The sequence below is a fragment of the Paraburkholderia phytofirmans OLGA172 genome, assembly GCF_001634365.1.
In the GTDB taxonomy this organism is placed as follows: Bacteria; Pseudomonadota; Gammaproteobacteria; order Burkholderiales; family Burkholderiaceae; genus Paraburkholderia.
The window spans coordinates 1531068-1553043 of record NZ_CP014579.1 but is presented as its reverse complement, the minus strand read 5'-3'; the positions used below and the strand labels follow the sequence as shown (position 1 = coordinate 1553043).

The following is a 21976-nucleotide window of genomic DNA, read 5'->3' as shown; positions in this document are numbered from 1 at the left end:
CCATGTCACTATTACCTTCTCAGCGGCGCTCGCCGTCGCCGTTGCGCCAATCCGATTCCCCAGGCGCCGTGCGCGACCGGCGCGCCGAACTCGGCCGCGCCGATGAAGCGCGCGCCGAACAACGCGAACGCGACGACGCGCGCAACGATCCCAATGCCAGCAAATGGCGCTACCAGCCGCCACAACGGGACCAGAAAGAGCCGGTTTGAGACCCTTCAACTGAAAACCCGCGAACGAGCAGTCGCACAATCGAACAATCGAGCGGGCGCTAGCCACCGTTCGGGCCGGCAATCGAATCGGCCGCTCCACACTCCACGCCACGACAATCTGCGCGCGCCTGGCTATCACGCGAAAGGCTATATCAACACGCTTGGTTTTATCGTCGTGTGGTCTGAAATGCCTGTTACGCCGAACAGGCGGGAGACGTCTTCGAGTGCTGCGGTTCTTTGTTGCTCGCGGTGAAGTTCGCCTAGCAGGCTGATGCGGCCGTGTAAGACTTTGACATGCAGGACGTTTGGGGGAAGGGCTGCATCCCAGGCTAGGCGCCTGATCGCTTCTGCGGCGATCTGTCCATCGGTGAGGTGCGTGCTTGCGTTGCTGCGCGCGGCGGAGCGGGAGCTAGCCATGGAGATTCCCTCGAGAGGGGACAGCGATTGGACAACACTAGCAGATGTCAAGGCCAACGCCACAAAAGCACAGACCAACAAGCGCCGCGCAGGCAAAAACAAGACCTATTGAATAGACCCAGCCACGACCTGCGCCGTAGCCGCCGACAACGTCCACCCCAAATGCCCATGCCCGGTGTTATAAAAGACGCCGCGCCGTTTCCCGCGCCCCACCTTCGGCAACATACTCGGCAGCATAGGCCGTAACCCAGCCCATGGAATCACCTTCGAAGTCGACACCTCAGGAAAATACCGTCGAGTCCAGTCGACCAAAGGCGCGATCCGATCCGACCGAATATCCCGATTGAACCCATTGATCTCCGCCGTGCCGGCGACCCGAAACCGATCCACGCCGAGCCGGCTAGTCACGATCTTCGCGCTATCGTCGAGCAGACTCACCCACGGCGCGCGCTGCTGGCTCACTTCATCGTCGAGGCAAACGGTGATCGAATAGCCCTTCACCGGGTAGACATTCACGTGATCGCCCAGCATTGCCGCAAAATCGCGGCTCTTTACACCGGCACACACCACGATCTGCTCAAAAGCAAACTGCTGCGGCTCACCGGCCAGATTCACGCTCAGCGAAAACCGCCCCTCAGCCGGCTGTTCGATAGCCGTAATTTCCGCATCGTAATGAAACTCCACGCCATGCCGCGCGCACGCCTCTGCAAGCCCACGTGTGAACTTGTGAATATCGCCAGTCGAATCCGAAGGCGTAAAAAAACCGCCAAAAAAATCACCCTGCAGCGTAGGCTCGATCGCATGCAACTCGCTCGACGTCACCGGATTCCGGTCCAGGCCGCCTTCGCGCAGCAATTCATTCACCTTGCTCGCGGCATCGAATTCCTTGCGCGTCTTATAGATGTGCAAAATGCCGCGCCGCTCCAGATCGAAGTCGATCCCCTCGCGCTCGGCGATCGAAAACAGATGCTCACGCGCTGCAATCGCGAGCCGCACCGTTTCGACGGTGTTCGCGCGATAGCGCGGAATCTGCCGTAAAAATTCGCCCATCCACGAATACTTGTGCCACGTGGGCATCGGATTGAGCAGCAGCGGGGCGTCGCGCGTGAGCATCCAGCGCAACCCCTTCAGCACGGTGGCCGCACTGTTCCAGACTTCCGCATTGCTGGCGGACAGTTGGCCACCGTTGGCGAACGAGGTCTCCATCGCCGCATAGCGATGACGTTCGAACACGGTGACGTGGTGGCCGCGCTGCGCCAGGGCGTGAGCAGTCGTGACGCCGGTAATGCCGGCGCCGATAATGGCGATTCTTGACATGACATGATCCAGAGTAGTTGAGCATCACCGGTGTCGATTTCGTATCGAAACCGGCGTCGATGCCCCATCTGTTCATGTACCTGAGAGTTTCTTCCCGTGAGCATACGCGCGCGACGTAAGCGGTATGCGGGGAATCCCCTTCGGTGGGCGCGCACGGCGCCGCTCTCCAGATGTTCCAGCTGCGCGGTCCTTTTGCCTGAGAGTTTCCGGGGCGGTTGCTCCGTCGGCGTCGTCACAAACCTCTGACGATCTCTCCCGCGCTGCGATGCAGAACGGCTCGACGATACCGGGCAAAAGTCTTCGCCGCAAGTGTTTCCTGCAATGCAGCGCCCCATCGGCCCGGTACCGCGCCATATGGAACGGCAGTTCCGGCCACAAACGCGATGACCGCCGTTCAACTGCCGGCGTGGGTTTTTCAGGTCCGGATAGAGGGCTTGAAGCGGCGACATCGGCTATATTGGGTGGCGTTGCCCGACTTCAATTCACAGAGGAGACCGCCGTGCCCGCTGTCACAACCCTGCTCGCCTTCGCCCTGGTCTCGTTCGGCATGGTGCTCACGCCCGGCCCGAACATGATCTATCTGATCTCGAGATCGCTCTGCCAGGGGCGGCGCGCCGGACTCGTGTCGCTCGGCGGCGTCGCGCTCGGCTATGTGTTCTACATGTTTTGCGCGGCGTTCGGTATCACGGCGCTGCTGTTGACGGTGCCTTACGCGTACGACGCGTTGCGATTCGGCGGCGCGCTTTACCTGCTGTATCTGGCGTGGCAGGCGGTCAAGCCGGGCGGCCGCTCGCCGTTCCAGGTGCGCGACCTGCCGCACGACAGCCGCCGCAAGCTGTTCACGATGGGCCTCGTGACAAACCTCGCGAATCCAAAGATCGCCGTGATGTATCTGTCGCTGCTGCCGCAATTCATTTCACCGGAGCACGGCAGCGTGCTCACGCAGTCGATCGCGCTAGGCTGCGTGCAGATTGTTATCGCCGTCACGATCAATGCGCTGATTGCGAGCACGGCGGGTTCGATTGCCGGGTTTCTCGCTGGGCGGCCAGTGTGGCTGCTGGTGCAACGCTGGCTGATGGGCACCGTGCTCGCCGGTCTGGCCGTGCGGATCGCGCTGGACGCGCGCCGTTAAACCACATATCGAAGACTCGCCTGAGCCTGAGCAGCGGGCGCCCTGGCCACATCATGCTCATAGCGTCTTTTACATGAGTGTGGATATTCATCAACGAAACAGACATGCGCTTCGAGGAATGCGGACGCGTTCGGGACACACTCGGCCATTGCGGAGATTCGTACACCGCGAGCGGCCGGGGCGTTTATCATAGTGCCCACAAACTAAAACCTGCCGCCCGGCTGTGCCACGGTAATGCACACCCTCCACGAGACCAGGCGGCGCATGCGGCGACATCCTCCATGAACTCCACTCCCGACGCTGTTTCCCGTCCCTCAATCCGCGCTTTGACCTTGCTTGAAGGGCGCGTGCTTGGCGTGTTAGTCGAAAAGCAACACACCGTGCCGGACAGTTATCCGCTTTCGCTGAACGCGCTGACCTTGGGCTGCAATCAGAAGACCGGCCGCACACCCGTGATGAATGCGACCGAAGCCGAGGTGCTGACCGCCATCGACGGCTTGAAGCGCCTGAGCCTGGTGATGGAGGGCAGCAGCAGCCGCGTGCCGCGCTTCGAGCACAACATGAATCGGGTATTGGGCTTGCCAAGTCAGTCGGCGGCCTTGCTGACCACATTGCTGCTGCGCGGTCCGCAGACGGCGGCCGAGTTGCGCTTGAACAGCGCGCGCCTGCATGGATTTGCCGACATCTCGTCGGTCGAGGCGTTTCTCGACGAGTTGGCTGCCAACGACCCGCCGCGGGTAGCGAAGCTGGCCCGCACGCCGGGCGAGCGCGAAAATCGCTGGGCGCATCTGCTATGCGGCGAAGTCAGCGCGAGTGATCTGGCACAGCCGGGCGGGGAAGATGAGCTCGTGCCCTTGTCGGCGTTCGAGGCGGTAAAAGCCGAACAGAAGCGGCTTGCCGATGAGGTGAGCCGGCTTCAGGTGGTGGTGCGGCGCATGGCTGCCGAGTTGGGAATTGAAGTTGAAGAGCTTGGCACAGGGGATTGAAGCTTGATTGGCTTTCCGCGCGCCGCGAGCGTGCGAAAAGCCAGAAACTAGAACTTGTAGTTCACCGAAGCGAGTGTGTTGAGCTCGAATCTTTTTTCGGTAATCGGGCTATTCGCCGCGTCGTGCTCCAGTCGCCCGAAGGTAGCGGAAACCGACCCATTCCAGTGTTTGGAAAAGTCGTAAGTCACCATGGCGTTCATATGGACGTCCCGCACCCCGGCACTGGTGCTATACGTGGGCAGTCCTGACGCGGCGCTCTGCTGCCCGGACACGCCGAAGAACGTCCGCGTATAGGTCGCGTTCGCCCAGGTAAAGCCTGGGCCCACCGAGAACAACCAGCCGCCAACCGGCGCGGAAGCCACGAAATCCGTGCTGACCGTCGTCCCCTGGTGATTCCCGGCGATATCCTGGTACAACGCCACCGAACCGGTAAACGCCCACCACGTGTAGTCAGCGAAAAGCTTCAGTTTCGGACCGCCATTCACGTTGCCAAGTCCATGCAGGCGCGGATCGTCGGACTCCTTGCGAGTCTGGAAGTCGAAACTCAGCGCCGCGCCCACGTGATAGGCAGGACCATGCAGTACGTTGACGCCGAGCACGTCAGGGCCCTGGGAGAAAATCCGGTCGTCATAGGAGATGTCCAGCGCAGGGAACGGGAATACGCTCAACTGTCGCGATCCCGGGTACTTGGGCGTGATCACCACGCCAGGCCCCACGCCGATTTTCCATTTGCTGTCGGTGGCCGCGCCCGTGCTCGCGTCAGTGGTCGCGTTCGGACTTGCATCCTCCGCGTAGGCTGCGCGCGCTGTGCAAAGGCCGAGTGCAGCAGCGGCGAGCAGCAGTGACATGCGTGCGGATTTGCCGAACCGGACGGCGGTATGCAGCGGCGCGCGCGCGGCCTGGCCGTTTCTCTGCGTCGAATGCGTGGTAGGCGCCGTCATGCGCGCGCCTTGCCAAGCGCCGCAAGTTGCCTAAGGCGCCGCGCCAGCGCCTTCGAGACGACCTGTTGCTTGCCGCTATCGTCGCCGCTATGGGCAACTTCGCTCTCGCGCAGAAATAGCGCGGTTTCGCGCGCGACGATTTCGCGCTCGTTATCTGACGTAATCATGTGATACGAATCATCCAGCCAGATTGTGCGTAAAAAGGCAGCGCCGATATTCGCGGCGACAAACCGGGCATTGCGGGGACTCGAGGTCTCATCGTCGATCGCGTGGACAATCAGGCAATCGGTCTTGATGTCGCGCACCTGCGTGCGCACGCTCGCGGCGAGGCGGCTTGCCTGGCGCAATGCCGGCAATGAAATCGTCGACGGACCGACCTCGCTGAAGTCGCTGCGCTGCATGGCGCGGGCGATCTTCGCTCGGAGCGCTTCGTTGCGCAAGCCGAACGGTGCTTCCTCGCGGTAGCGCCAGCGTTTGCGCATCGGCGTGAAGTACGCCCAGTTGAGCAGGAAACGATACCAGGGGATCGCCCAGCCGTCGTAAGAGAGCGTCAGCGACAACAGCACGAGCGATTGCGCCGCTGGACGGCGATGCGCCAGCGCCAGCGCCAACGCCGCACCGATCGACAACCCGCAGATCGAGACGCGTGCAAAGCGCGCGGCCAACGCGTCGTACTCGCGCACGGCGGCCTCGAGCCAGACCTCCATTGCCGCTTCTTGGGAGCCTGCGCTGTAGCCGGGCAGAACCGGCGCGCAGGTGGTGAAGCCCTCGGCGTTCAGATAGCGCGCGAGAAAACGTAATTCGAGCGGCGAGCTTGACAGGCCGTGCAGCATCAGCACGGCATGATCGTCGCCGGGTAAGAAGAGACTCGTCGGCTGGCTCATGGATCAGGCCCCGATCCGCAGCACGAGGAACTCGCCGGCATGGGTGGTGAACCGTTCGCACACGCACTCGGTCAGCTTCAACGCGCCATCGCCGATCTTGAGGCGCACGCGATGGCTGCCGGGCCACAGCGCCTTGCTGAGCCGCTGGATGTCTTCGTGATCGACGTCGGCAAAGCGCGGGCCCGGCGCGATTTCGTTGGGCAGACGGGGCAGCACACCTTGCCGCTTGAGGTCGTCCGCCGGTTGCAGCGCGTTGCGCTCGAGCGCCTGAATGAAAATGAAGGTCCTGTGATGATGCGACAGATGGCGCAGCAGCCGGTGCGTTTCGTCGACGGCGCGGCGTGCGAGCAGGCGTTCGTTGTCGTGACGCAGCAGCATTTCATAGCGCGATTGCGCAACCGATGCGATCAGTTCCGCACGAAACTGCGCGCGGCGCAGGCGTTCGATCAATATGATGACGAGCAGCGTCACCAACGGATACGAGACCAGCAGGACCAGGTCGGCGCGATCGAATACGGCGATGGTTGCGTAGGGCGGGACGAACAGATAGTCGGCGATACCCAAGCCGAGCAACATAACCCCGAGCGCCGGCGCCAGGCCGCAAAAATACTCGACCAGTGCCGCCGCAATACAGAACGCGGTGCCCGGCATGATTGGTCCGAGTAAGGGATGGAGCAACATGCGCACACCGCTGGCGATCGCCAATGCGGCGGCGGCGGTGAACCAGGCGCGTGGTCCCCGTGGTGCCCAACGACGGGCGTTTTGAACTTCCATAATCTTTTTCTAGGGAGCGATTGCGCTTCCCGATTGAGTGTGGCGATGCACTTTAAAACGCAGGTCGGACAATACCATAGTCGGGCAAAAGCGAAGGCCCGGGAAGGCAAAATGCCGGAAGGCCCGCCGAGGATATCGTGTTTTGAATGCCCGATAGAAAAACATGCCGGCCAATAGGGGTATTTTGACGGGCGAGATTATGCAGACCCTGTGCTTAAGCGATGCTTAAATGGCGGAAAAAGGCCTCCATGGGCCTTATGCATCGCGACTTCGCCGCGGTTCGTCGGACAGGGTTCGCTGGGCCGGTTTACCCTCGGCTGACTCAACCCCCGGGCGCGCCAAGCGCGAATGCGGGGCGCGGGAGCCCCGAATTGGGGAGCGCTGCACCACCGCGCCTTGATCGAAGGGCGGCACCGCGGCTCGGTCTGGCCACCGGAAAATCGTCGCCAAGCCAAACCTGATAAGGCGGGCGGCGTGTTCTGGCACGCTTGGGGTGCACTTGGCACAACTCCTGCTCATTTGAGTCAAAACTTGTATTCAAGATTGAACTCAAGGAAGAACCCGTGCCTATTTCCTCGCCCCTGAAGGTCCGTAGTCTCCTCGCGGCTTATGCCGCCAAACGTCTTACGCCGATGGAGGTCGTGACGTCGGCACTTGCTCGCATCGCCGAAATCGACCGGCCGGAAGTCTGGATCTTGCATGTGCCCACAGCAGACGTGCAGGCCCGCGCCCACGCGCTCGAAGCGCTATACGAAGAGCAGGGCGACGCCGTGTTCGAGCGGATGCCGCTGTTCGGCGTGCCGTTCGCGGTCAAAGACAATATCGACGTCGCCGGTTTGCCGACCACCGCCGCATGCGAGCCTTTCAGCTATACGCCGGACACTTCGGCATTCGCTGTGCAGCGCCTCATCGACGCCGGTGCGATCCTGATCGGCAAGACCAATCTCGACCAGTTCGCGACAGGCCTCGTCGGCACGCGTTCGCCTTACGGCGCGGTGCGGCACACCGAGTTTCCGCAGCGCGTGTCGGGCGGCTCGAGTTCCGGCTCGGCGGTCGCGGTGGCCGCGGGTTGCGTGGCCTTTTCGCTCGGCACCGACACGGCCGGTTCGGGGCGTGTCCCGGCTGGGTTCAACGGGCTTGTCGGCCTGAAGCCGTCGCTCGGACTCGTTAGCAAGCGCGGTGTCGTGCCGGCGTGCCGTACCCTCGACACGATCTCGGTGTTCGCGCACGACGTCGACGATGCGTGGCGCGTGTTCAATGAAATTGCGTGCTTCGATCCGCTCGACGGCTACTCGCGCAAAGTACCGAGTCTCGGTCTCTTGCACGACGCCCCGCGGATCGGCGTACCGGATCGGCTCGAGTTCTTCGGCGACACTGCGGCGACTCAGGCATTCTTCGCTGCACTCGATACCCTCGCTACGCACCTGCACCTCGATCCCACGCCGATCGATTTCCAGCCGCTCAAGCAGGTTTCCGCGCTGCTCTACGACGGCCCCTGGGTGGCCGAACGGCGCGCCGCGCTCGGCGCATTCTTCGAGTCGCATCACGAAGCGGTCGATCCGGTCGTCGCCACGGTGATCGGCAAAGCGGACCGCTATAGCGCCGCCGACGCATTCAACGGCCAGTACGCACTCGCCGACCTGAAGCGCCACGCCGAACAGCTTTTCGAGGCGATCGACATCCTGATCGTTCCGACCACGCCGACGCATCCGCTGATCGCCGACGTGCAAGCCAATCCTGTCGAGTTGAACAGCCAGCTTGGCTACTACACGAACTTCGTCAACCTGCTCGATCTGTGCGCGCTGGCCGTGCCATGCCAGCGTCGCCACGACGGCTTGCCGGCCGGCGTCACGCTGATCGCGCCGAGCGGCGCGGACCGGCGTCTCGCCGAGTTGGGCGCACGGATTCAGGCGCTGTTCGCGAGTGCCCCCGAGGCCCGCAGCGGGAGCGAGAGCGAGATGGCGGCCGTGGCCGAACCGGCAAACAGAACTGGGACCGCGGCCACGGTGAACACGATCGAACCGCTGCCGTTTCAGGAGCCGACTGTCACGCTCGCCGTGGTCGGCGCGCATCTGCGTGGCCAGCCGCTGAACTGGCAACTTCAGGAAGCCGGCGCGCGTTTCGTCGTGGCGACCCAAACCACCCCCGCTTATATGCTTTACGCGCTTGCCGGCACGCAGCCGCCAAAACCAGGGCTGGTGCGCGTAGCCAGCCAGCACGGCGCGCCCATCGCCGTGGAAGTCTGGGAAGTGCCGCTGCGCACCTTCGGCAAGTTCGTCGCCGACGTACCCGCGCCGCTTGGCATCGGCACCGTGCAACTGGCTAACGGCGTCAATGTGAAAGGCTTCATCTGCGAACCGTCGGCGGTAAGCGACGGCAGCGGCGCAACCGACATCACTTCTTTTGGCGGGTGGCGCGCTTATCTCGACAGTCTGAATGCCGACTGAAGGCAAACGGAAGGCAAACTGAAGGCAAACGTTCATTCACCCTCGACCAGGATCTGGACACCATGATGCAAGGTATGCCTGCCGTGCCGGCCGCGGCCAATCCGCTCGCCGAGCAGGTGTACCAGCAACTGAAGAACGATATCTTCAGCTTCCGCCTGTTTCCCGGCGACCGCTTTTCGGAGAACGGCATCGCGCAACACTACGGCGTGTCGCGCACGCCGATGCGCGACGGCCTGTTTCGCCTGCAACGCGAGGGCTATCTGGAAGTCGGCTTCCGGCGCGGCTGGAAAGTGGCGCCGATCAATTTCGACCAGATCGATCAGCTCTACGATCTGCGCATCGTGCTGGAAGTGGCGGCCGTCGAGCGTGTGGGGGCGGGCGGCGACGCCGCGCATGCGGCCGTCGAAGCGCTGCAGGCGGTATGGTGTGTCGAGTCCGAAATGCGCGAGAGCGATCCGGTGAAGATGTTCGGCATGGACGAGAATTTCCATCGTCAACTGGTCGCCGCGACCGGCAACGCGGAGATGCTGCGCGTGCATAACGAAGTGACCGAGCGCATTCGCATCGTGCGGCGGCTGGACTTTCTGAAACCGCACCGCACGAGCGCCACCTACGACGAACATTCGACCATGCTGAACCTGATCGAACGCAAGCGGGTGACGGAAGCGATCATCCTGCTGCGCGCGCATATCACGCAGAGCAAGCTGGAAGTGCGCAAGATCACCCTGTCGATGCTGGCAGCGGCACGCGATAGCAAGTTGCCGTTCGTGTCGTGAGGGGCCACCCTCACTCGTAAGAAAAAGCCCCGCCGAACTTATCCATCCGCTCCAGCGCCATGCCCGAGCCGCGCACCACACAGGTCAACGGCGCTTCGGCGACGAACACCGGCAAGCCGGTTTCTTCCGCAAGCAGGCGGTCCAGGTCGCGCAGCAACGCGCCGCCGCCCGCGAGCATGATGCCGCGCTCGGCGATGTCGGCGCCCAGTTCCGGCGGTGTCTGTTCCAGCGCGATCTTCACCGCCGAGACGATCTGATTCAGCGGATCGGTGAGCGCTTCGAGAATCTCGTTGCTGGACACGGTGAAGCTGCGCGGAATGCCTTCCGACATATTGCGGCCCTTGACCTCCATCTCCTTGACTTCGGAGCCCGGAAACGCGGAACCGATTTCCTTCTTGATCGCCTCGGCGGTCTGTTCGCCGATCAGCATCCCGTAGTTGCGGCGGATGTAGTTGACGATCGCATCGTCGAACTTGTCGCCGCCCACGCGCACCGAACCCTTGTAGACGATGCCGCCGAGCGAGATCACACCCACTTCGGTCGTGCCGCCGCCAATATCGACCACCATCGAGCCGGTCGCCTCGGAGACGGGCAAGCCGGCGCCGGTGGCCGCGGCCATCGGCTCTTCGATCAGATAGACCTGAGAGGCGCCCGCGCTATGCGCGGCTTCCTTGATCGCGCGGCGCTCGACCTGGGTCGAGCCGCACGGCACGCAGATGATGATACGCGGCGACGGCGCGAACATGCGCGACTCGTGCGCCATCTGGATGAAGCGCTTGATCATCTGCTGGGTAATGTTGAAGTCGGCGATCACGCCGTCCTTCATCGGGCGGATCGCCTCGATATTGCCCGGCACCTTGCCGAGCATCTGTTTCGCTTCCTTGCCGACGGCCAGAATGATCTTCTTGCCGTTCGGGCCGCCTTCCTGGCGAATCGAGACTACCGAGGGTTCATCCAGCACGATGCCCTTGCTACGCATGTAGATCAGGGTGTTCGACGTGCCGAGGTCGATTGCCAGGTCGTTGGAAAAATAGCCGCGCAGAAAACCAAACATGCAAATTCCTGTCTCGCTGATGCCGGGCGCGAGAACGCGCCGCATTGGGAATGCCGCCCGGAGGCGGCAGGCGACCGGGAGGTGGTCGGGAGAGAGGGAAGAATAACAGCTTCGGGCGGGGGCTACTTTGGCGCCGCAACGAATCGCATGAGTTGAGCGGCAGCGCCTGCTGCCGCCCATATTGCCATGTCTGGCCGGAGCGCCCGGCTACGGCCGCAGAAGGCCGGGTCAGGCCATCGCGAGGTCCTTACGGCGCATTGGTCAGCGCCGGGTCGAGATAGGCGCTCACGTTCTGCGATTGCTTGTAGACCGCGTTGCGCACGTTGAACTTGTCCGCGTTCACGCTCGAACCGTACACAGAGTCCAGCCCGTCACCCTTGACGAAGGCCTTCCTCGCCGCCGCTGCGTCGAGCAGATGTGTGCCTTTGAGCAACGGCAGATACTGGGCCGGCGTCAGGCCGACGCGCGCGGACATGATCTTCACGGCATCCGGTTGCGTCTTCGGATCGTTGATATAGGCCACGCAGCGATACCAGACCTTGATCACCTTGGCCCAGTCGGCCTTGCGCGACTGCAGACTGACCGGATTGACCGTGATTGCGTCATAGATCAGCCCCGGCGCGTCGGCCGAGGTGAAGATCGGACGTGAGCCCGGCACGCGCTTGAGTGCTTCGCCCGCGTTCGGCTGCCATGCGCCTACCGCGGCAACGTCGTTGGAGGATGCCAGCACCTGCGGCAACTCGTTCGTCTTCGCGTTGACGAGCGTGATGTCCGATTCCTTGAGCGCATGTTTCTCCAGCGCCGTGTCCAGCAACAAGTGATCGACCAGGCCCATTTCGACACCGACTTTTTTGCCCTTGAGTCCATCCACCGTGCGAATGGGCGGCTTGGCCACGATCATGTCGTTGCCGCTCGAGTAATCGGTCAGGAGGACCATCACGTTCTTGGCGCCGCTTGCGCCGGTGACCAGCGCATCGCCGTTGGTTGCGCCGACCGCGTCGAGCTTGCCGGCGGAGAACGCATCGAGCGATGCCGAGTAGTCGAACCACTGAAAATTGACATCCACGCCGGCCTCCTTGAACCAGCCTTTGTCGATGGCAATCTGGAAGGCGACGAAGCCAGGCCAGTCGCTATAGCCGATCGCGAGGGGCGCGGCCGCTTGCGCGGGTGCGGCGGCGAAACCGGTGAAACCAATGGCAAGCGCGGCGGCAGCGCCGGCGATCGCGCCACGCACGCGGCGCGGCGAGGGAAGACGGTTAAGTGAAGTGAGGGACCTACGGGCGGATGCGAAGCGTTTCATCTTTTTCTCCAGGAGACCGGTCAATTGCGATTGTTGAGTTGGATCGCGCGGCGACTGCGCGATAAAACAACATGACCGGTTCCCGCGAGAATCCGAACGGTGCGGACACTGCGCGAAAACTGCGGGAGACAAATGCCGGCCACGGAGAGGCGCGATAGGCATCGCTATCGCCAATCTCCCGGGCTTTTGTCCCGCCGTGTAGTGCAGCCGCCGCGCGCTCCCGGATCGAGCCCGAGTCGAACGAACTGCCGCACCGGGCTGCTCTCGGACCAGACATTCTTGCGAACCGGAACCCTAGCATCCCTAAGATGCGACGCTGCCGCACCTCTCGGCAACCAATCTAGCGAGAAATATGCCAGCTGGAGCGCGCGATATCGCGAGACGCTGTTACGCGGCTCCTTCAACGCAAATAGGGCGCCGAGGATTCAATCCAGCGCGGCAAACCGCTGATGCACGTAGGCGAGAAACTGCTCGAGGCGCGCCTCGATCGATGCCGCGAGACTGACTCGCTTGATGCGGCGATCCGCTTCGGAACTCGTCTCCAGCAGCCAGCCGACGTCGATCAGGTCCTGCACATAGCGAACCGCGGTGCGGCGGCTCACGCCAGGCATGAACTCGTAGAGCGCTGTTTTGGCGAAGTCGTTTTCCGGCTCGACCCACATCCGGCAAAACAGATCGCTGTAGTTGAGGTCGTTCAGTCCGAGGTCGCCGAAATGCGAGGACCACTGCCAGTCCATGTCGAGAATGGCTCGCGCGACCGCTTGCCCCTTGTGACGTGCAAGTTTCTTCTTCATCGATTCACCACGAGGAGGAGGGCTGCACAGTTTAAGTGCTAATCGCGCCGGAAATCGGGCGCACCTGAATCATGCACGGTGAAGCCAGGATATTTTATTGGCGAAGAAATTTCGTGTGTATTATTGCATGCAATTTTGCATGTAATTGGAGAGGCGATGAATTTCGAACTGTTCAAGACGTTCTGGGGATTCGACGGCGGCCCGCATGATGCCGCGCCGCTGGTGCGCGCCGCGGGCTTCGACGGCATCGAGGCGCCGGTTCCGACGGGCGGCGCCGAGCGTGACGCGTTTGCGCAGGCCATTGCCGACGAACGTCTTGCGTTCATCGCGGAGATCACGACGGCGGGCAGTTATGTGCCGGAGCGGTCCGCCACGCCGGCGGATCACCTGCGCGACTTCGAGGAAAAGATCGTGTGGGGCAAGCCGCTCAAGCCACGCTTCTTCAACGTGATGGCGGGCTGCGACGCGTGGCCGGCGGCCACACAAGTGGATTTCTTCGCGCGCGCGGTGGACCTCGCCGCGAAGCACGAGGTGATCTGCAGCTTCGAGACGCATCGTGGCCGCTCGTTCTACAACCCATGGATTACCCGCGATGTCGCGCGTGCGGTGCCGGAACTCAAGCTGACCTGCGACTTCAGCCATTGGGTGTCGGTGTGCGAGCGTCTGCTCGACGGCGAATGGGACACGATCTTCGAGCTTGCGCCTCATGCGCATCATCTGCACGGGCGTGTCGGCTATCCACAAGGTCCGCAGGTTCCGCATCCCGCTGCGCCCGAGTACGCAGACTGCCTCGCCTCGCACCAGCGGATCTGGGAGGTGCTGTGGCGCGCACAGATCGATCGGGGTTACACCACCACGACGATGACGCCGGAGTTCGGCCCCGACGGCTATCTGCACACCTTGCCGTTCACGAATGCGCCGGTGGCCGATCTGTGGGAGATCAACACGTGGATGGGGCGCGAAGAGCGGCGCCATTTCGCGACGTTTCTTGCCGGACGCGGGGCGCATGACGGTCTGTAAACCGAACTGCAGACGCATTTGCCGGCTCGCTGGCCCATCGAACCGCAGCACGCATTGGGAACCCTCATGAACCACACTCACACCCGTTTCGACCGCCTGCCCGTCGTCGACGTCAGCGGCCTCTTTAGCGATGACCCGCACCTGCGTCTTGCAACCGCGCGCGAACTCGACCTCGCAGCGCGTGACGTGGGCTTTTTCTACGTCACCGGCCATCAGGTCTCGCGCGCACAGCAAGCTGCGCTAATAGAACAGGCAAAGCAGTTCTTCGCCACCCCCGACGACTGGAAGATGCGCTATTACATCGGCAACTCGACCGCGCATCGCGGCTATGTGCCTGAAGGCGAAGAGGTTTTCGCGGGCGGCAAGCGCGACAGGAAGGAAGGGTTCGACACGGGCCGCGAACTGCCGCCCGACGACCCCGACGTAGCGGCCGGCACGCCAATGCTTGGGCCGAATAGGTGGCCTGAGCAGCCGGGTTTTCGTGAAGCGGTCGGCGGCTATTACGACGCGGCGTTCGCGCTCGGCCGTGCGTTGTTCCGCGGCTTCTCGCTAGCACTCGGCTTGCCGGAAACGTATTTCGACAGGTACTTGCAGAAACCGCCGAGCCAGCTGCGCCTGCTTCACTATCCCTTCGACCCGTCCGCGGAAGACCGGCCGGGCATCGGCGCGCATACCGACTACGAGTGCTTCACGATCCTGCTGCCGACAGCCCCCGGCCTCGAAGTGATGAACGGCGAGGGTGAGTGGATCGACGCGCCGCCGGTCGACAACGCGTTCGTCGTGAACATCGGCGACATGCTGGAGGTGTGGACGGGCGGCACATACGTGGCGACGTCACATCGCGTGCGCAAGGTGAGGGAAGAGCGCTACGCGTTTCCACTTTTCTTCGCCTGCGACTACCACACCGTGGTCGCGCCACTGCCGCAGTTCGCGACACCCGAGGCGGTGGCGAAATACCCGCCGGTAGCGGCGGGCGACCATCTGTTCGCACAGACGGCGCAGAGTTTTACCTATCTGAAGCAGCGTTTGGAGCGCGGTGAACTGGCGCTGCCGGAAGGGTCGAAGGGTTTGGCGAGCTTTGGGCAACAGGCCCGCTATGCGCGAGAGCTTCGCGACCTTGGCGCCGCCTCGTCTACGAGCGGCGCCGTTGTTTCTGCAATTCGATGAAACGTGCCGACATCAGCGTATAGAGCGCGCGGCGAAGCGTGGCAAGCGTGAGCATGGTCGGATGAGGGCGGTGATGAGTGTGACGCCCTGACTCGCACACACCGTGCCATCGTGCAGAGCCCCTACGCCGCGTGAGACACGTGAGCGCGCGGCCCAATCATGGTGCTTCGCGCATTCAACTGGTGCCGATTCGGCTTCAGTCATGGTGCGCGCGCCATCAACCCGACCCACCGCCGGCCGCCGCATGGTGCCGCCGATAGCATTCAATCCTTTGCCACCCTGTGCTTTCGGCTTCAGCAGCGTAACGCTGGCACGCAATTCGCTTAGCTACGCAGCGAGAGGTGCGAAGTAATTTGCATCATCTTCAGGATCGCTAGGGTTCCGGTCGTAGCGCTTTAAGGGCTTTTAGATGGCTTTAAAGCCCGCGCACGATGTCTGGTCCGAGAGCAATCCGGTCTTGCCGTTCACCTTCTTTCAAGGCGCCGGCGAGGCTCCACGGAGGGATAAAAGCCCGGGAGGTCGCGATGTCGGTCAATCGCCCTCTCATGCTTTTCCCCAACCGATACCAGGAGCCTCCATGTCGACGCAAACCCCAGTCGATCTCGCACCGATCCCGCATGCGTTATGGGAAACCGTGATTCCTGCCGGCACCCACTGGTCCGGCGTGTTGCGCCGTGGCATGGCGCTGCGCGTCGTCGACCCCGAGGGCGGCGCCAATCTGGCCGCCGTGTTCTACCGGCACGACGAATCGCTCGAACGCTACAACATGGCCGATACGCTGAAGGCGCAGCACACCGCGCATCTGACGCGCGGCCACGTGCTCTACTCGGACATGGGCCGCGTGCTCGCCTCGATCACGGCCGACACGCTCGGCTGGCACGATCCGCTGGGCGGCCTCGGCGATGCCGAACTGTTCGCGGATAAGTACGGCGTGGCCCGTTATCAGCAACACCGCAATGCGATGATCCGCAACGGCCGCGACAGCCTGCTGCTCGAACTGGCCAAGCACGGTCTGGGCACGCGCGATCTCGTCGCCAATATCAACTTTTTCAGCAAGCTCGCCGTTGGCGAGGATGGCTCGCTCGAGTTCGTGACAGGCCATTCGAAAGCCGGCGCGGCGTTCGATCTGCGTTTCGAAATGGACACGCTCGCCGCGTTTTCGAGCGCGCCGCACCCGTTGGACCCTTCCTCCGAATACGAACCGAGGCCCGTCAAGCTGATCGCGTACCGCGCGTATGCCGCCGATGCCTCCGTACCGGCCGACGATCCCTGCCGTTGCGCCTGTCCCGAGAATGAGCGCGGCTTCGTCAACACCGATCGTCTGTTCGTTTAAGGAGACCCGCGATGCCCATCATTGAAAGCAAGCTCGATATCCGTCACGCGGTCTACGACCTCACGCTGCCGTCCGGCGAACCGTGGCTGCATGAGGTCAAGCGTGGCCAGCTGTTCCGCATTCTCGATCTGGAAGGCAATCAGGCCGTCGACACGCTGTTCTACAACAGCGCCGATCCGCTCGAACGCTACAGCGCGCAGGATACGATCCGCGCGCAACGCAACCTTTATCTCTCCGCCGGCAGCGTGCTGATGTCGAACCTCGGCAAGCCGATGCTCACCATGATCGCGGACACGTGCGGGCGGCATGACACCCTCGGCGGCGCCTGCGCGGCCGAGAGCAATACGGTCCGCTATGCGCTCGACAAACGCCATATGCACAGCTGCCGCGACAGCTTCCTGCACGCGCTGACGCATTGCACGTGCGGCGTGGGTGCGCAGCTCACCAAACGCGACATCGTCAGCAATATCAACTTCTTCATGAACGTACCGGTGACGCCGCTCGGCAAACTCACCTTCGAAGATGGCATCTCGGCGCCGGGCAAATACGTCGAGATGCGCGCCGAGATGGACGTGACAGTACTGATCTCGAACTGTCCGCAGCTGAACAATCCCTGCAACGGCTGCAACCCGACGCCCGTGCGCCTGACCATCTGGGACGCCCAATGAAATTCGACAAAGTCCTGATTGCCAATCGCGGCGAAATCGCCTGCCGTGTGATTCGCACGCTCAAGCGCCTCGGCATTGCATCGGTGGCCGTCTATTCGGAAGCCGATCGCCACGCCATGCATGTGATGCTCGCCGATGAAGCGGTCTGCATCGGCCCGGCGCTGGCAGCCGCCAGCTATCTGAATAGCGCGGCGATTCTCGAGGCGGCGCGCGCGACCGGCGCGCATGCCGTGCATCCCGGCTACGGTTTTCTCTCGGAAAACGCCGCCTTCGCGCAGGCATGCGAAGACGCCGGCATCCGTTTCATCGGGCCGCGCCCCGCGCAGATGCTTGAATTCGGCCTGAAGCACACGGCACGCGAGCTCGCGAAAGCGAACGACGTGGCCTTGCTGGCGGGCACTGGCTTGCTGCCCGATGTTTCAACCGCATTGAGCGAGGCCGAGTCGATCGGCTACCCAGTGATGCTGAAAAGCACCGCGGGCGGCGGCGGCATCGGCATGTCGCTGTGCCGCGATGCGGCGCAACTGGAGAGCGTGTTCGCATCGGTCGCGCGGCTCGGCGAGGCCAACTTCGCGAACGCGGGGGTCTATATCGAGAAGTTTGTCGAGAACGCGCGCCACATTGAAGTGCAGATTTTCGGCGACGGCCGCGGCAGTGTGATCGCGCTCGGCGAACGCGACTGCTCGGTGCAGCGGCGCAATCAGAAGGTGATCGAGGAGACCCCTGCGCCGGGTCTGACGCAAGCGGAACGCACGGCACTGCATGCGAGCGCCGTGCGCCTCGCGCAGGCCGTCAAGTACGACTCCGCCGGCACGGTGGAGTTCGTCTTCGACGCCGACACGCGGCGCTTCTATTTCCTCGAAGTGAACACGCGCTTGCAGGTCGAGCATTGCGTCACGGAGGAGGTGACAGGGGTCGACCTGGTCGAGTGGATGATCCGTCAGGCAGCGGGCGAGCTTGCGCCGCTCGACACGCTTGTGCCGACGCCCAGCGGCGCGAGCATCCAGGTCAGGTTGTACGCTGAAGATCCGCACAAGCAGTTTCAGCCGAGCGCGGGTGTGCTGACGCATGTCGCTTTCGCAGCCGACGCGCGGGTCGACACATGGGTCGATGCAGGCACCGAGGTCAGCGCGTTCTACGATCCGCTGCTCGCAAAGATCATCGTCAAAGGCGCAACCCGCGATGCCGCGCTCGACGCCATGCGCGCCGCGCTGGAGCACACGCAGCTCTACGGCATCGAGACGAACCTCGACTATCTGCGCGCGATCGCCGGCTCGGCGACCTTCGCGCGCGGCGAGCAGACCACTGCCTTCCTCGCGCGCTTCATGTTCGCGCCGCACACCGTCGACGTGCTCGACGGCGGCGTGCAGACCACCGTGCAGCAAACGCCGGGACGGGTCGGCTACTGGGACATCGGCGTGCCGCCGTCCGGCCCAATGGACGATCTGTCGTTCCGGCTCGCCAACGAACTGCTCGGCAATCCGGCTGACGCGGCGGGACTCGAATGCGCGATGGTCGGCGCGACGCTGCGCTTTAACACCGCGACGCTGTTCGTGCTGGGTGGCGCGCCGCTCGCCGCCACACTCGACGGAGAAGCGGTCGCGCTGTGGCAGGTAATGCGCGCACCGGCCGGTTCCGTGCTCAAGCTCGGCGGCGTGACCGGCGCCGGTATGCGTGCCTGTCTCGCGCTCAAGGGCGGCTTGCAGGTGCCGGACTATCTCGGCAGCAAGGCGACCTTTACGCTGGGGCAGTTCGGCGGCCACGCGGGGCGCGCCTTGCGCAAGGGCGACGTGCTGCATCTCGCCGCCGACGCAGGCCGCGGCGAAGCAGGCGCGCAACTCGATCCCGCGCGTGTGCCGGTGCTGAAGCACGACTGGACCCTCGGCGTGCTCGACGGTCCGCACGGTGCGCCGGACTTCTTCACGCCGGATGACATCGCGATGCTGTACGGCACGCGCTGGACAGTCCACTACAACTCCAGCCGCACCGGCGTCCGGCTGATCGGCCCGAAGCCGCAATGGGCGCGCACGGATGGCGGCGAAGCAGGGCTGCATCCGTCGAATATTCACGACAATGCGTATGCGGTCGGCGCGGTCGATTTCACTGGCGACATGCCGGTGATTCTCGGCCCCGACGGTCCAAGCCTCGGCGGTTTCGTCTGTCCGGTGACGGTAGTGAGCGACGAGTTGTGGAAGCTGGGGCAACTGCGGCCGGGGGATACGGTGCGGTTCGAGCCGGCGCACGCGCAACAGCCGCAGACGGCATCTGCTGTGTCTGCTGTGTCTGCTGTGTCTGCTGAATCAGTTGAATCAGTTGAATCAGTTGGATCGGCGGTAAGCGCGAACCTCAGCGCGCATGATTGCATTCTCTACAGCGATCCATCCGCAGGCGAAGGCACAGGCGTGGTCTACCGCCGCTCGGGCGACCAGAACGTGCTGGTCGAATACGGCCCGCTCATGCTGGACCTGAACCTGCGCTTTCGCGTGCATGCACTGATGAACTGGCTCGATGCACACCGCCTGCCCGGCATCGTCGATCTCACGCCGGGCATCCGCTCGCTGCAGGTGCATTTCGACCCGCGCACGCTGTCGCACGACACCTTGCTCGCGCATCTGCAGCAGGCCGAGCGCGAACTGCCCGCCGTCGACGACATGCGCGTGCCGAACCGCATCGTGCACCTGCCGCTGTCATGGGACGACCCGTCGACGCGGATCGCGATCGAACGCTACATGCAATCGGTGCGGCCCGATGCGCCGTGGTGCCCGAGCAATATCGAGTTCATCCGTCGCATCAACGGCCTCTCCAGCATCGACGACGTGAAGCGCATCGTGTTCGACGCGCGTTATCTGGTGATGGGTCTCGGCGACGTCTATCTCGGCGCGCCGGTGGCGACGCCACTCGACCCGCGTCACCGGCTCGTCACGACCAAATACAACCCCGCGCGCACCTGGACGCCGGAGAACGCGGTGGGAATCGGCGGCGCCTACCTCTGCGTGTATGGCATGGAAGGGCCGGGCGGCTATCAGTTTGTCGGCCGCACCGTGCAGATGTGGAACCGCTATCGCACCACGCGCGAGTTCGAAGCCGGCAAGCCTTGGCTGTTGCGGTTTTTCGACGAGATCCGCTTCTACGAAGTCAGCGAGGCCGAGCTGGCCGAACTGCGCGCCGACTTCATCGCGGGCCGCGCGAGTCTGAAGATCGAGGAATCGGTGTTCGACCTCGGCGCGTACAACCGCTTCCTGAAAGACGAAGCCGAATCGATCTCCGCCTTCAAGCGCTCGCAACAGGCGGCGTTCGACGAAGAGCGCGAACGCTGGAATGCCGCGGGGCATGCGGAGTATGTCGGCGAGCCGGGCAGCGACACGGGTTCGGCGATTGGCAACGGGGCGGATGACGCGCTGGCGGCGGGTCAGCAGAGCATCGTCGCCGACGTCTCGGGCAGCGTCTGGAAGCTGCTCGTCAGCGAAGGCGAGCGCGTGAGCGAAGGGCAGGTGGTGGCGATCGTCGAATCGATGAAGATGGAAGTGTCGGTTGCCGTCACGGAAGACGGCGTGATCGAAACGATCGATTGTGCCGCCGGCGCGGCGGTGGTCGCGGGCCAGCGGTTGATGGTGTTGCGAGTGCCAGATGCAGGCGTTGCGGCCGACGCCACAGAGGAGGTTACGTGCAAATGAAACAAGCCGACGAACGGTTCCAATCGATGCCGATTGCGGCGCAGCAGCCGCGCTGCGCGTCAGACGGGCCGGGTTCCGGCGCCGAACACTGCCTCGGAGAATCCCATGACCGTCATTAACAGGAGCGACTGGTTCGCGGTGCGCCGCGAACTCTCCGCACGCGGCAAGTGGCTGTTGGGCTTCGGCTCGTTTCTGTTGCCGCTTCTCGTGTGGTGCATCGTCAGCTACGTGCCGTTTGTCTGGCATCCGCAAGTGCTGATCGAGAGCCCGGGCAGCGTCGACTATTTCCAGCCCGGCATGCGTGTCGACAAGGGCGTGTTCGCCGACGAGCTGAGCCATGCGCAAGCGGGCCACACCGCCTTGCCGACAGGCGAGCCGGTCAACCCGGTGTACCTGCCCGCGCCCCACGAAGTGCTGCGCGCGTTCTACACCGCGTTCACCACGCCCCCGGCGTCGCGCGACGGCGTATGGCTGCATCAAAGCCTGGGGCACAGCATCCAGGTGATCTTCTGGGGCTTTTTGCTGTCGTCGGTGATCGGCGTGCCGATCGGCATCGTGTGCGGGACCTACAGCGCGATCGCGCGGCTGCAGGAGCCATTTTTCGAGTTCTTCCGCTACTTGCCGGCGCCCGCGTTCGGCGCGCTGATGGTGGCGATCCTCGGCATCTATGACGGTCCGAAGATCGCGATCATCGTGATCGGCACGCTGTTCCAGCAGGTGCTGATCGTGGCGAACACCACGCGCAAGCTGGAGTACGGCCTGTTCGAAGCGGCCATGACGCTCGGCACGAAGAAACTCAAGCTGCTCACGCATGTGGTGATTCCCGGCATCCTGCCCGACCTGTACCGCGACCAGCGCATCCTGCTTGGCTGGGCGTGGACCTATCTGATCGTGGCGGAACTGGTCGGCACCAGTTCCGGCATTACCTGGTACATCACGCAGCAGGCGCGCTATGAGCATTTCGACAACGTCTATGCGGCGATCATGATGATCGGGATCATCGGACTCGGCACCGACCTCGTGCTGGCCTATGCCGGCCGCAAGCTGTTTCCGTGGGACCGCACGCTCAAAGCGTAGCGGAAC

19 protein-coding genes and 3 riboswitches are annotated in these 21976 nt (G+C 63.4%); of the genes, 11 read left to right on the top strand and 8 right to left on the bottom strand.

What is annotated here, in order from left to right:
- Positions 1–2 precede the first annotated feature (2 nt).
- Positions 3–209 carry a hypothetical protein gene (locus tag AYM40_RS40680; protein WP_148662310.1) on the top strand — a complete coding sequence of 69 codons (207 nt, stop codon included), beginning with the start codon at positions 3–5 and terminating at the stop codon, positions 207–209.
- A 147-nt stretch (positions 210–356) separates the two neighbouring features.
- Here AYM40_RS40680 and AYM40_RS27010 read toward each other — a convergent pair whose 3' ends face one another.
- Entirely contained in the window at positions 357–626 is a 270-nt protein-coding gene (locus AYM40_RS27010) for a BON domain-containing protein (protein ID WP_063499197.1), read from the bottom strand.
- Positions 627–731: 105 nt separating this feature from the next.
- Complete coding sequence (locus tag AYM40_RS27005; RefSeq protein ID WP_063499196.1) at positions 732–1943, bottom strand: D-amino acid dehydrogenase; 1212 nt, start codon at positions 1941–1943, stop codon at positions 732–734.
- A gap of 174 nt (positions 1944–2117) precedes the next feature.
- Positions 2118–2211: riboswitch (glycine riboswitch) on the bottom strand.
- Positions 2212–2442: 231 nt separating this feature from the next.
- Between AYM40_RS27005 and AYM40_RS27000 the strand changes: the two genes are divergently transcribed.
- Positions 2443–3075 carry a LysE family translocator gene (locus AYM40_RS27000; RefSeq protein WP_063499195.1) on the top strand — a complete coding sequence of 211 codons (633 nt, stop codon included), beginning with the start codon at positions 2443–2445 and terminating at the stop codon, positions 3073–3075.
- A gap of 281 nt (positions 3076–3356) precedes the next feature.
- Positions 3357–4061, top strand: coding sequence for a YceH family protein (locus AYM40_RS26995; RefSeq protein WP_063499194.1), 705 nt, complete (start codon positions 3357–3359; stop codon positions 4059–4061).
- A gap of 47 nt (positions 4062–4108) precedes the next feature.
- Here AYM40_RS26995 and AYM40_RS26990 read toward each other — a convergent pair whose 3' ends face one another.
- The 3 genes from AYM40_RS26990 to AYM40_RS26980 form a co-directional block, all read right to left on the bottom strand.
- Positions 4109–4909 (bottom strand): MipA/OmpV family protein, encoded by an 801-nt coding sequence (locus tag AYM40_RS26990; protein ID WP_063500728.1) that lies wholly within the window; start codon positions 4907–4909, stop codon positions 4109–4111.
- An 89-nt stretch (positions 4910–4998) separates the two neighbouring features.
- Entirely contained in the window at positions 4999–5886 is an 888-nt protein-coding gene (locus AYM40_RS26985; protein ID WP_063499193.1) for an alpha/beta hydrolase, read from the bottom strand.
- A gap of 3 nt (positions 5887–5889) precedes the next feature.
- Positions 5890–6660: a DUF4118 domain-containing protein gene (locus tag AYM40_RS26980; protein WP_063499192.1), complete on the bottom strand. Its 771-nt coding sequence runs from the start codon at positions 6658–6660 to the stop codon at positions 5890–5892.
- A gap of 563 nt (positions 6661–7223) precedes the next feature.
- Between AYM40_RS26980 and atzF the strand changes: the two genes are divergently transcribed.
- Together atzF and AYM40_RS26970 are read left to right on the top strand one after the other, a co-directional pair.
- Positions 7224–9107: an allophanate hydrolase gene (atzF, locus tag AYM40_RS26975; protein WP_181448466.1), complete on the top strand. Its 1884-nt coding sequence runs from the start codon at positions 7224–7226 to the stop codon at positions 9105–9107.
- Between the two features lie 62 nt (positions 9108–9169).
- Positions 9170–9883 carry a GntR family transcriptional regulator gene (locus AYM40_RS26970; RefSeq protein ID WP_082855338.1) on the top strand — a complete coding sequence of 238 codons (714 nt, stop codon included), beginning with the start codon at positions 9170–9172 and terminating at the stop codon, positions 9881–9883.
- Positions 9884–9893: 10 nt separating this feature from the next.
- Here AYM40_RS26970 and AYM40_RS26965 read toward each other — a convergent pair whose 3' ends face one another.
- From AYM40_RS26965 to AYM40_RS26955, 3 genes are all read right to left on the bottom strand, one after another.
- A complete protein-coding gene (locus AYM40_RS26965; RefSeq protein WP_063499191.1) occupies positions 9894–10937 on the bottom strand; it encodes a rod shape-determining protein in 1044 nt (347 codons plus the stop codon).
- A 247-nt stretch (positions 10938–11184) separates the two neighbouring features.
- Positions 11185–12237, bottom strand: coding sequence for an ABC transporter substrate-binding protein (locus AYM40_RS26960; RefSeq protein ID WP_063499190.1), 1053 nt, complete (start codon positions 12235–12237; stop codon positions 11185–11187).
- Positions 12238–12410: 173 nt separating this feature from the next.
- Positions 12411–12546, bottom strand: a riboswitch (guanidine-I (ykkC/yxkD leader).
- Positions 12547–12662: 116 nt separating this feature from the next.
- Positions 12663–13031, bottom strand: coding sequence for a hypothetical protein (locus tag AYM40_RS26955; RefSeq protein ID WP_063499189.1), 369 nt, complete (start codon positions 13029–13031; stop codon positions 12663–12665).
- A 156-nt stretch (positions 13032–13187) separates the two neighbouring features.
- Here AYM40_RS26955 and AYM40_RS26950 point away from each other — a divergent pair, with 156 nt between their 5' ends.
- The 6 genes from AYM40_RS26950 to AYM40_RS26925 all read left to right on the top strand — a co-directional run bounded on the left by AYM40_RS26950 (position 13188) and on the right by AYM40_RS26925 (position 21970).
- Positions 13188–14051: a sugar phosphate isomerase/epimerase family protein gene (locus AYM40_RS26950; RefSeq protein ID WP_063499188.1), complete on the top strand. Its 864-nt coding sequence runs from the start codon at positions 13188–13190 to the stop codon at positions 14049–14051.
- A gap of 66 nt (positions 14052–14117) precedes the next feature.
- Positions 14118–15218: an isopenicillin N synthase family dioxygenase gene (locus AYM40_RS26945; protein ID WP_082855337.1), complete on the top strand. Its 1101-nt coding sequence runs from the start codon at positions 14118–14120 to the stop codon at positions 15216–15218.
- A 362-nt stretch (positions 15219–15580) separates the two neighbouring features.
- A riboswitch (guanidine-I (ykkC/yxkD leader) is annotated at positions 15581–15738 on the top strand.
- A 57-nt stretch (positions 15739–15795) separates the two neighbouring features.
- Positions 15796–16551: an urea amidolyase associated protein UAAP1 gene (locus AYM40_RS26940; RefSeq protein ID WP_063499187.1), complete on the top strand. Its 756-nt coding sequence runs from the start codon at positions 15796–15798 to the stop codon at positions 16549–16551.
- 11 nt (positions 16552–16562) lie between these two features.
- A complete protein-coding gene (locus tag AYM40_RS26935) occupies positions 16563–17219 on the top strand; it encodes an urea amidolyase associated protein UAAP2 (protein ID WP_063499186.1) in 657 nt (218 codons plus the stop codon).
- Positions 17216–20893 carry an urea carboxylase gene (gene uca / locus AYM40_RS26930; protein WP_063499185.1) on the top strand — a complete coding sequence of 1226 codons (3678 nt, stop codon included), beginning with the start codon at positions 17216–17218 and terminating at the stop codon, positions 20891–20893. The genes AYM40_RS26935 and uca overlap by 4 nt, the downstream gene beginning before the upstream one ends.
- Before the next feature lie 105 nt (positions 20894–20998).
- A complete protein-coding gene (locus AYM40_RS26925) occupies positions 20999–21970 on the top strand; it encodes an ABC transporter permease (protein WP_063499184.1) in 972 nt (323 codons plus the stop codon).
- The last annotated feature ends 6 nt before the right edge of the window (positions 21971–21976 follow it).

Excerpts from the sequence above, each read along its gene's own strand:
- AYM40_RS40680 (WP_148662310.1), top strand. The coding sequence starts at position 3 with ATGTCACTATTACCTTCTCAGCGGCGCTCGCCGTCGCCGTTGCGCCAA.
- AYM40_RS27010 (WP_063499197.1), bottom strand. The coding sequence starts at position 626 with ATGGCTAGCTCCCGCTCCGCCGCGCGCAGCAACGCAAGCACGCACCTC.
- AYM40_RS27005 (WP_063499196.1), bottom strand. The coding sequence starts at position 1,943 with ATGTCAAGAATCGCCATTATCGGCGCCGGCATTACCGGCGTCACGACT.
- AYM40_RS26995 (WP_063499194.1), top strand. The coding sequence starts at position 3,357 with ATGAACTCCACTCCCGACGCTGTTTCCCGTCCCTCAATCCGCGCTTTG.
- AYM40_RS26990 (WP_063500728.1), bottom strand. The coding sequence starts at position 4,909 with ATGTCACTGCTGCTCGCCGCTGCTGCACTCGGCCTTTGCACAGCGCGC.
- AYM40_RS26985 (WP_063499193.1), bottom strand. The coding sequence starts at position 5,886 with ATGAGCCAGCCGACGAGTCTCTTCTTACCCGGCGACGATCATGCCGTG.
- AYM40_RS26980 (WP_063499192.1), bottom strand. The coding sequence starts at position 6,660 with ATGGAAGTTCAAAACGCCCGTCGTTGGGCACCACGGGGACCACGCGCC.
- AYM40_RS26970 (WP_082855338.1), top strand. The coding sequence starts at position 9,170 with ATGATGCAAGGTATGCCTGCCGTGCCGGCCGCGGCCAATCCGCTCGCC.
- AYM40_RS26965 (WP_063499191.1), bottom strand. The coding sequence starts at position 10,937 with ATGTTTGGTTTTCTGCGCGGCTATTTTTCCAACGACCTGGCAATCGAC.
- AYM40_RS26960 (WP_063499190.1), bottom strand. The coding sequence starts at position 12,237 with ATGAAACGCTTCGCATCCGCCCGTAGGTCCCTCACTTCACTTAACCGT.
- AYM40_RS26955 (WP_063499189.1), bottom strand. The coding sequence starts at position 13,031 with ATGAAGAAGAAACTTGCACGTCACAAGGGGCAAGCGGTCGCGCGAGCC.
- AYM40_RS26950 (WP_063499188.1), top strand. The coding sequence starts at position 13,188 with ATGAATTTCGAACTGTTCAAGACGTTCTGGGGATTCGACGGCGGCCCG.
- AYM40_RS26945 (WP_082855337.1), top strand. The coding sequence starts at position 14,118 with ATGAACCACACTCACACCCGTTTCGACCGCCTGCCCGTCGTCGACGTC.
- AYM40_RS26940 (WP_063499187.1), top strand. The coding sequence starts at position 15,796 with ATGTCGACGCAAACCCCAGTCGATCTCGCACCGATCCCGCATGCGTTA.
- AYM40_RS26935 (WP_063499186.1), top strand. The coding sequence starts at position 16,563 with ATGCCCATCATTGAAAGCAAGCTCGATATCCGTCACGCGGTCTACGAC.
- uca (WP_063499185.1), top strand. The coding sequence starts at position 17,216 with ATGAAATTCGACAAAGTCCTGATTGCCAATCGCGGCGAAATCGCCTGC.
- AYM40_RS26925 (WP_063499184.1), top strand. The coding sequence starts at position 20,999 with ATGACCGTCATTAACAGGAGCGACTGGTTCGCGGTGCGCCGCGAACTC.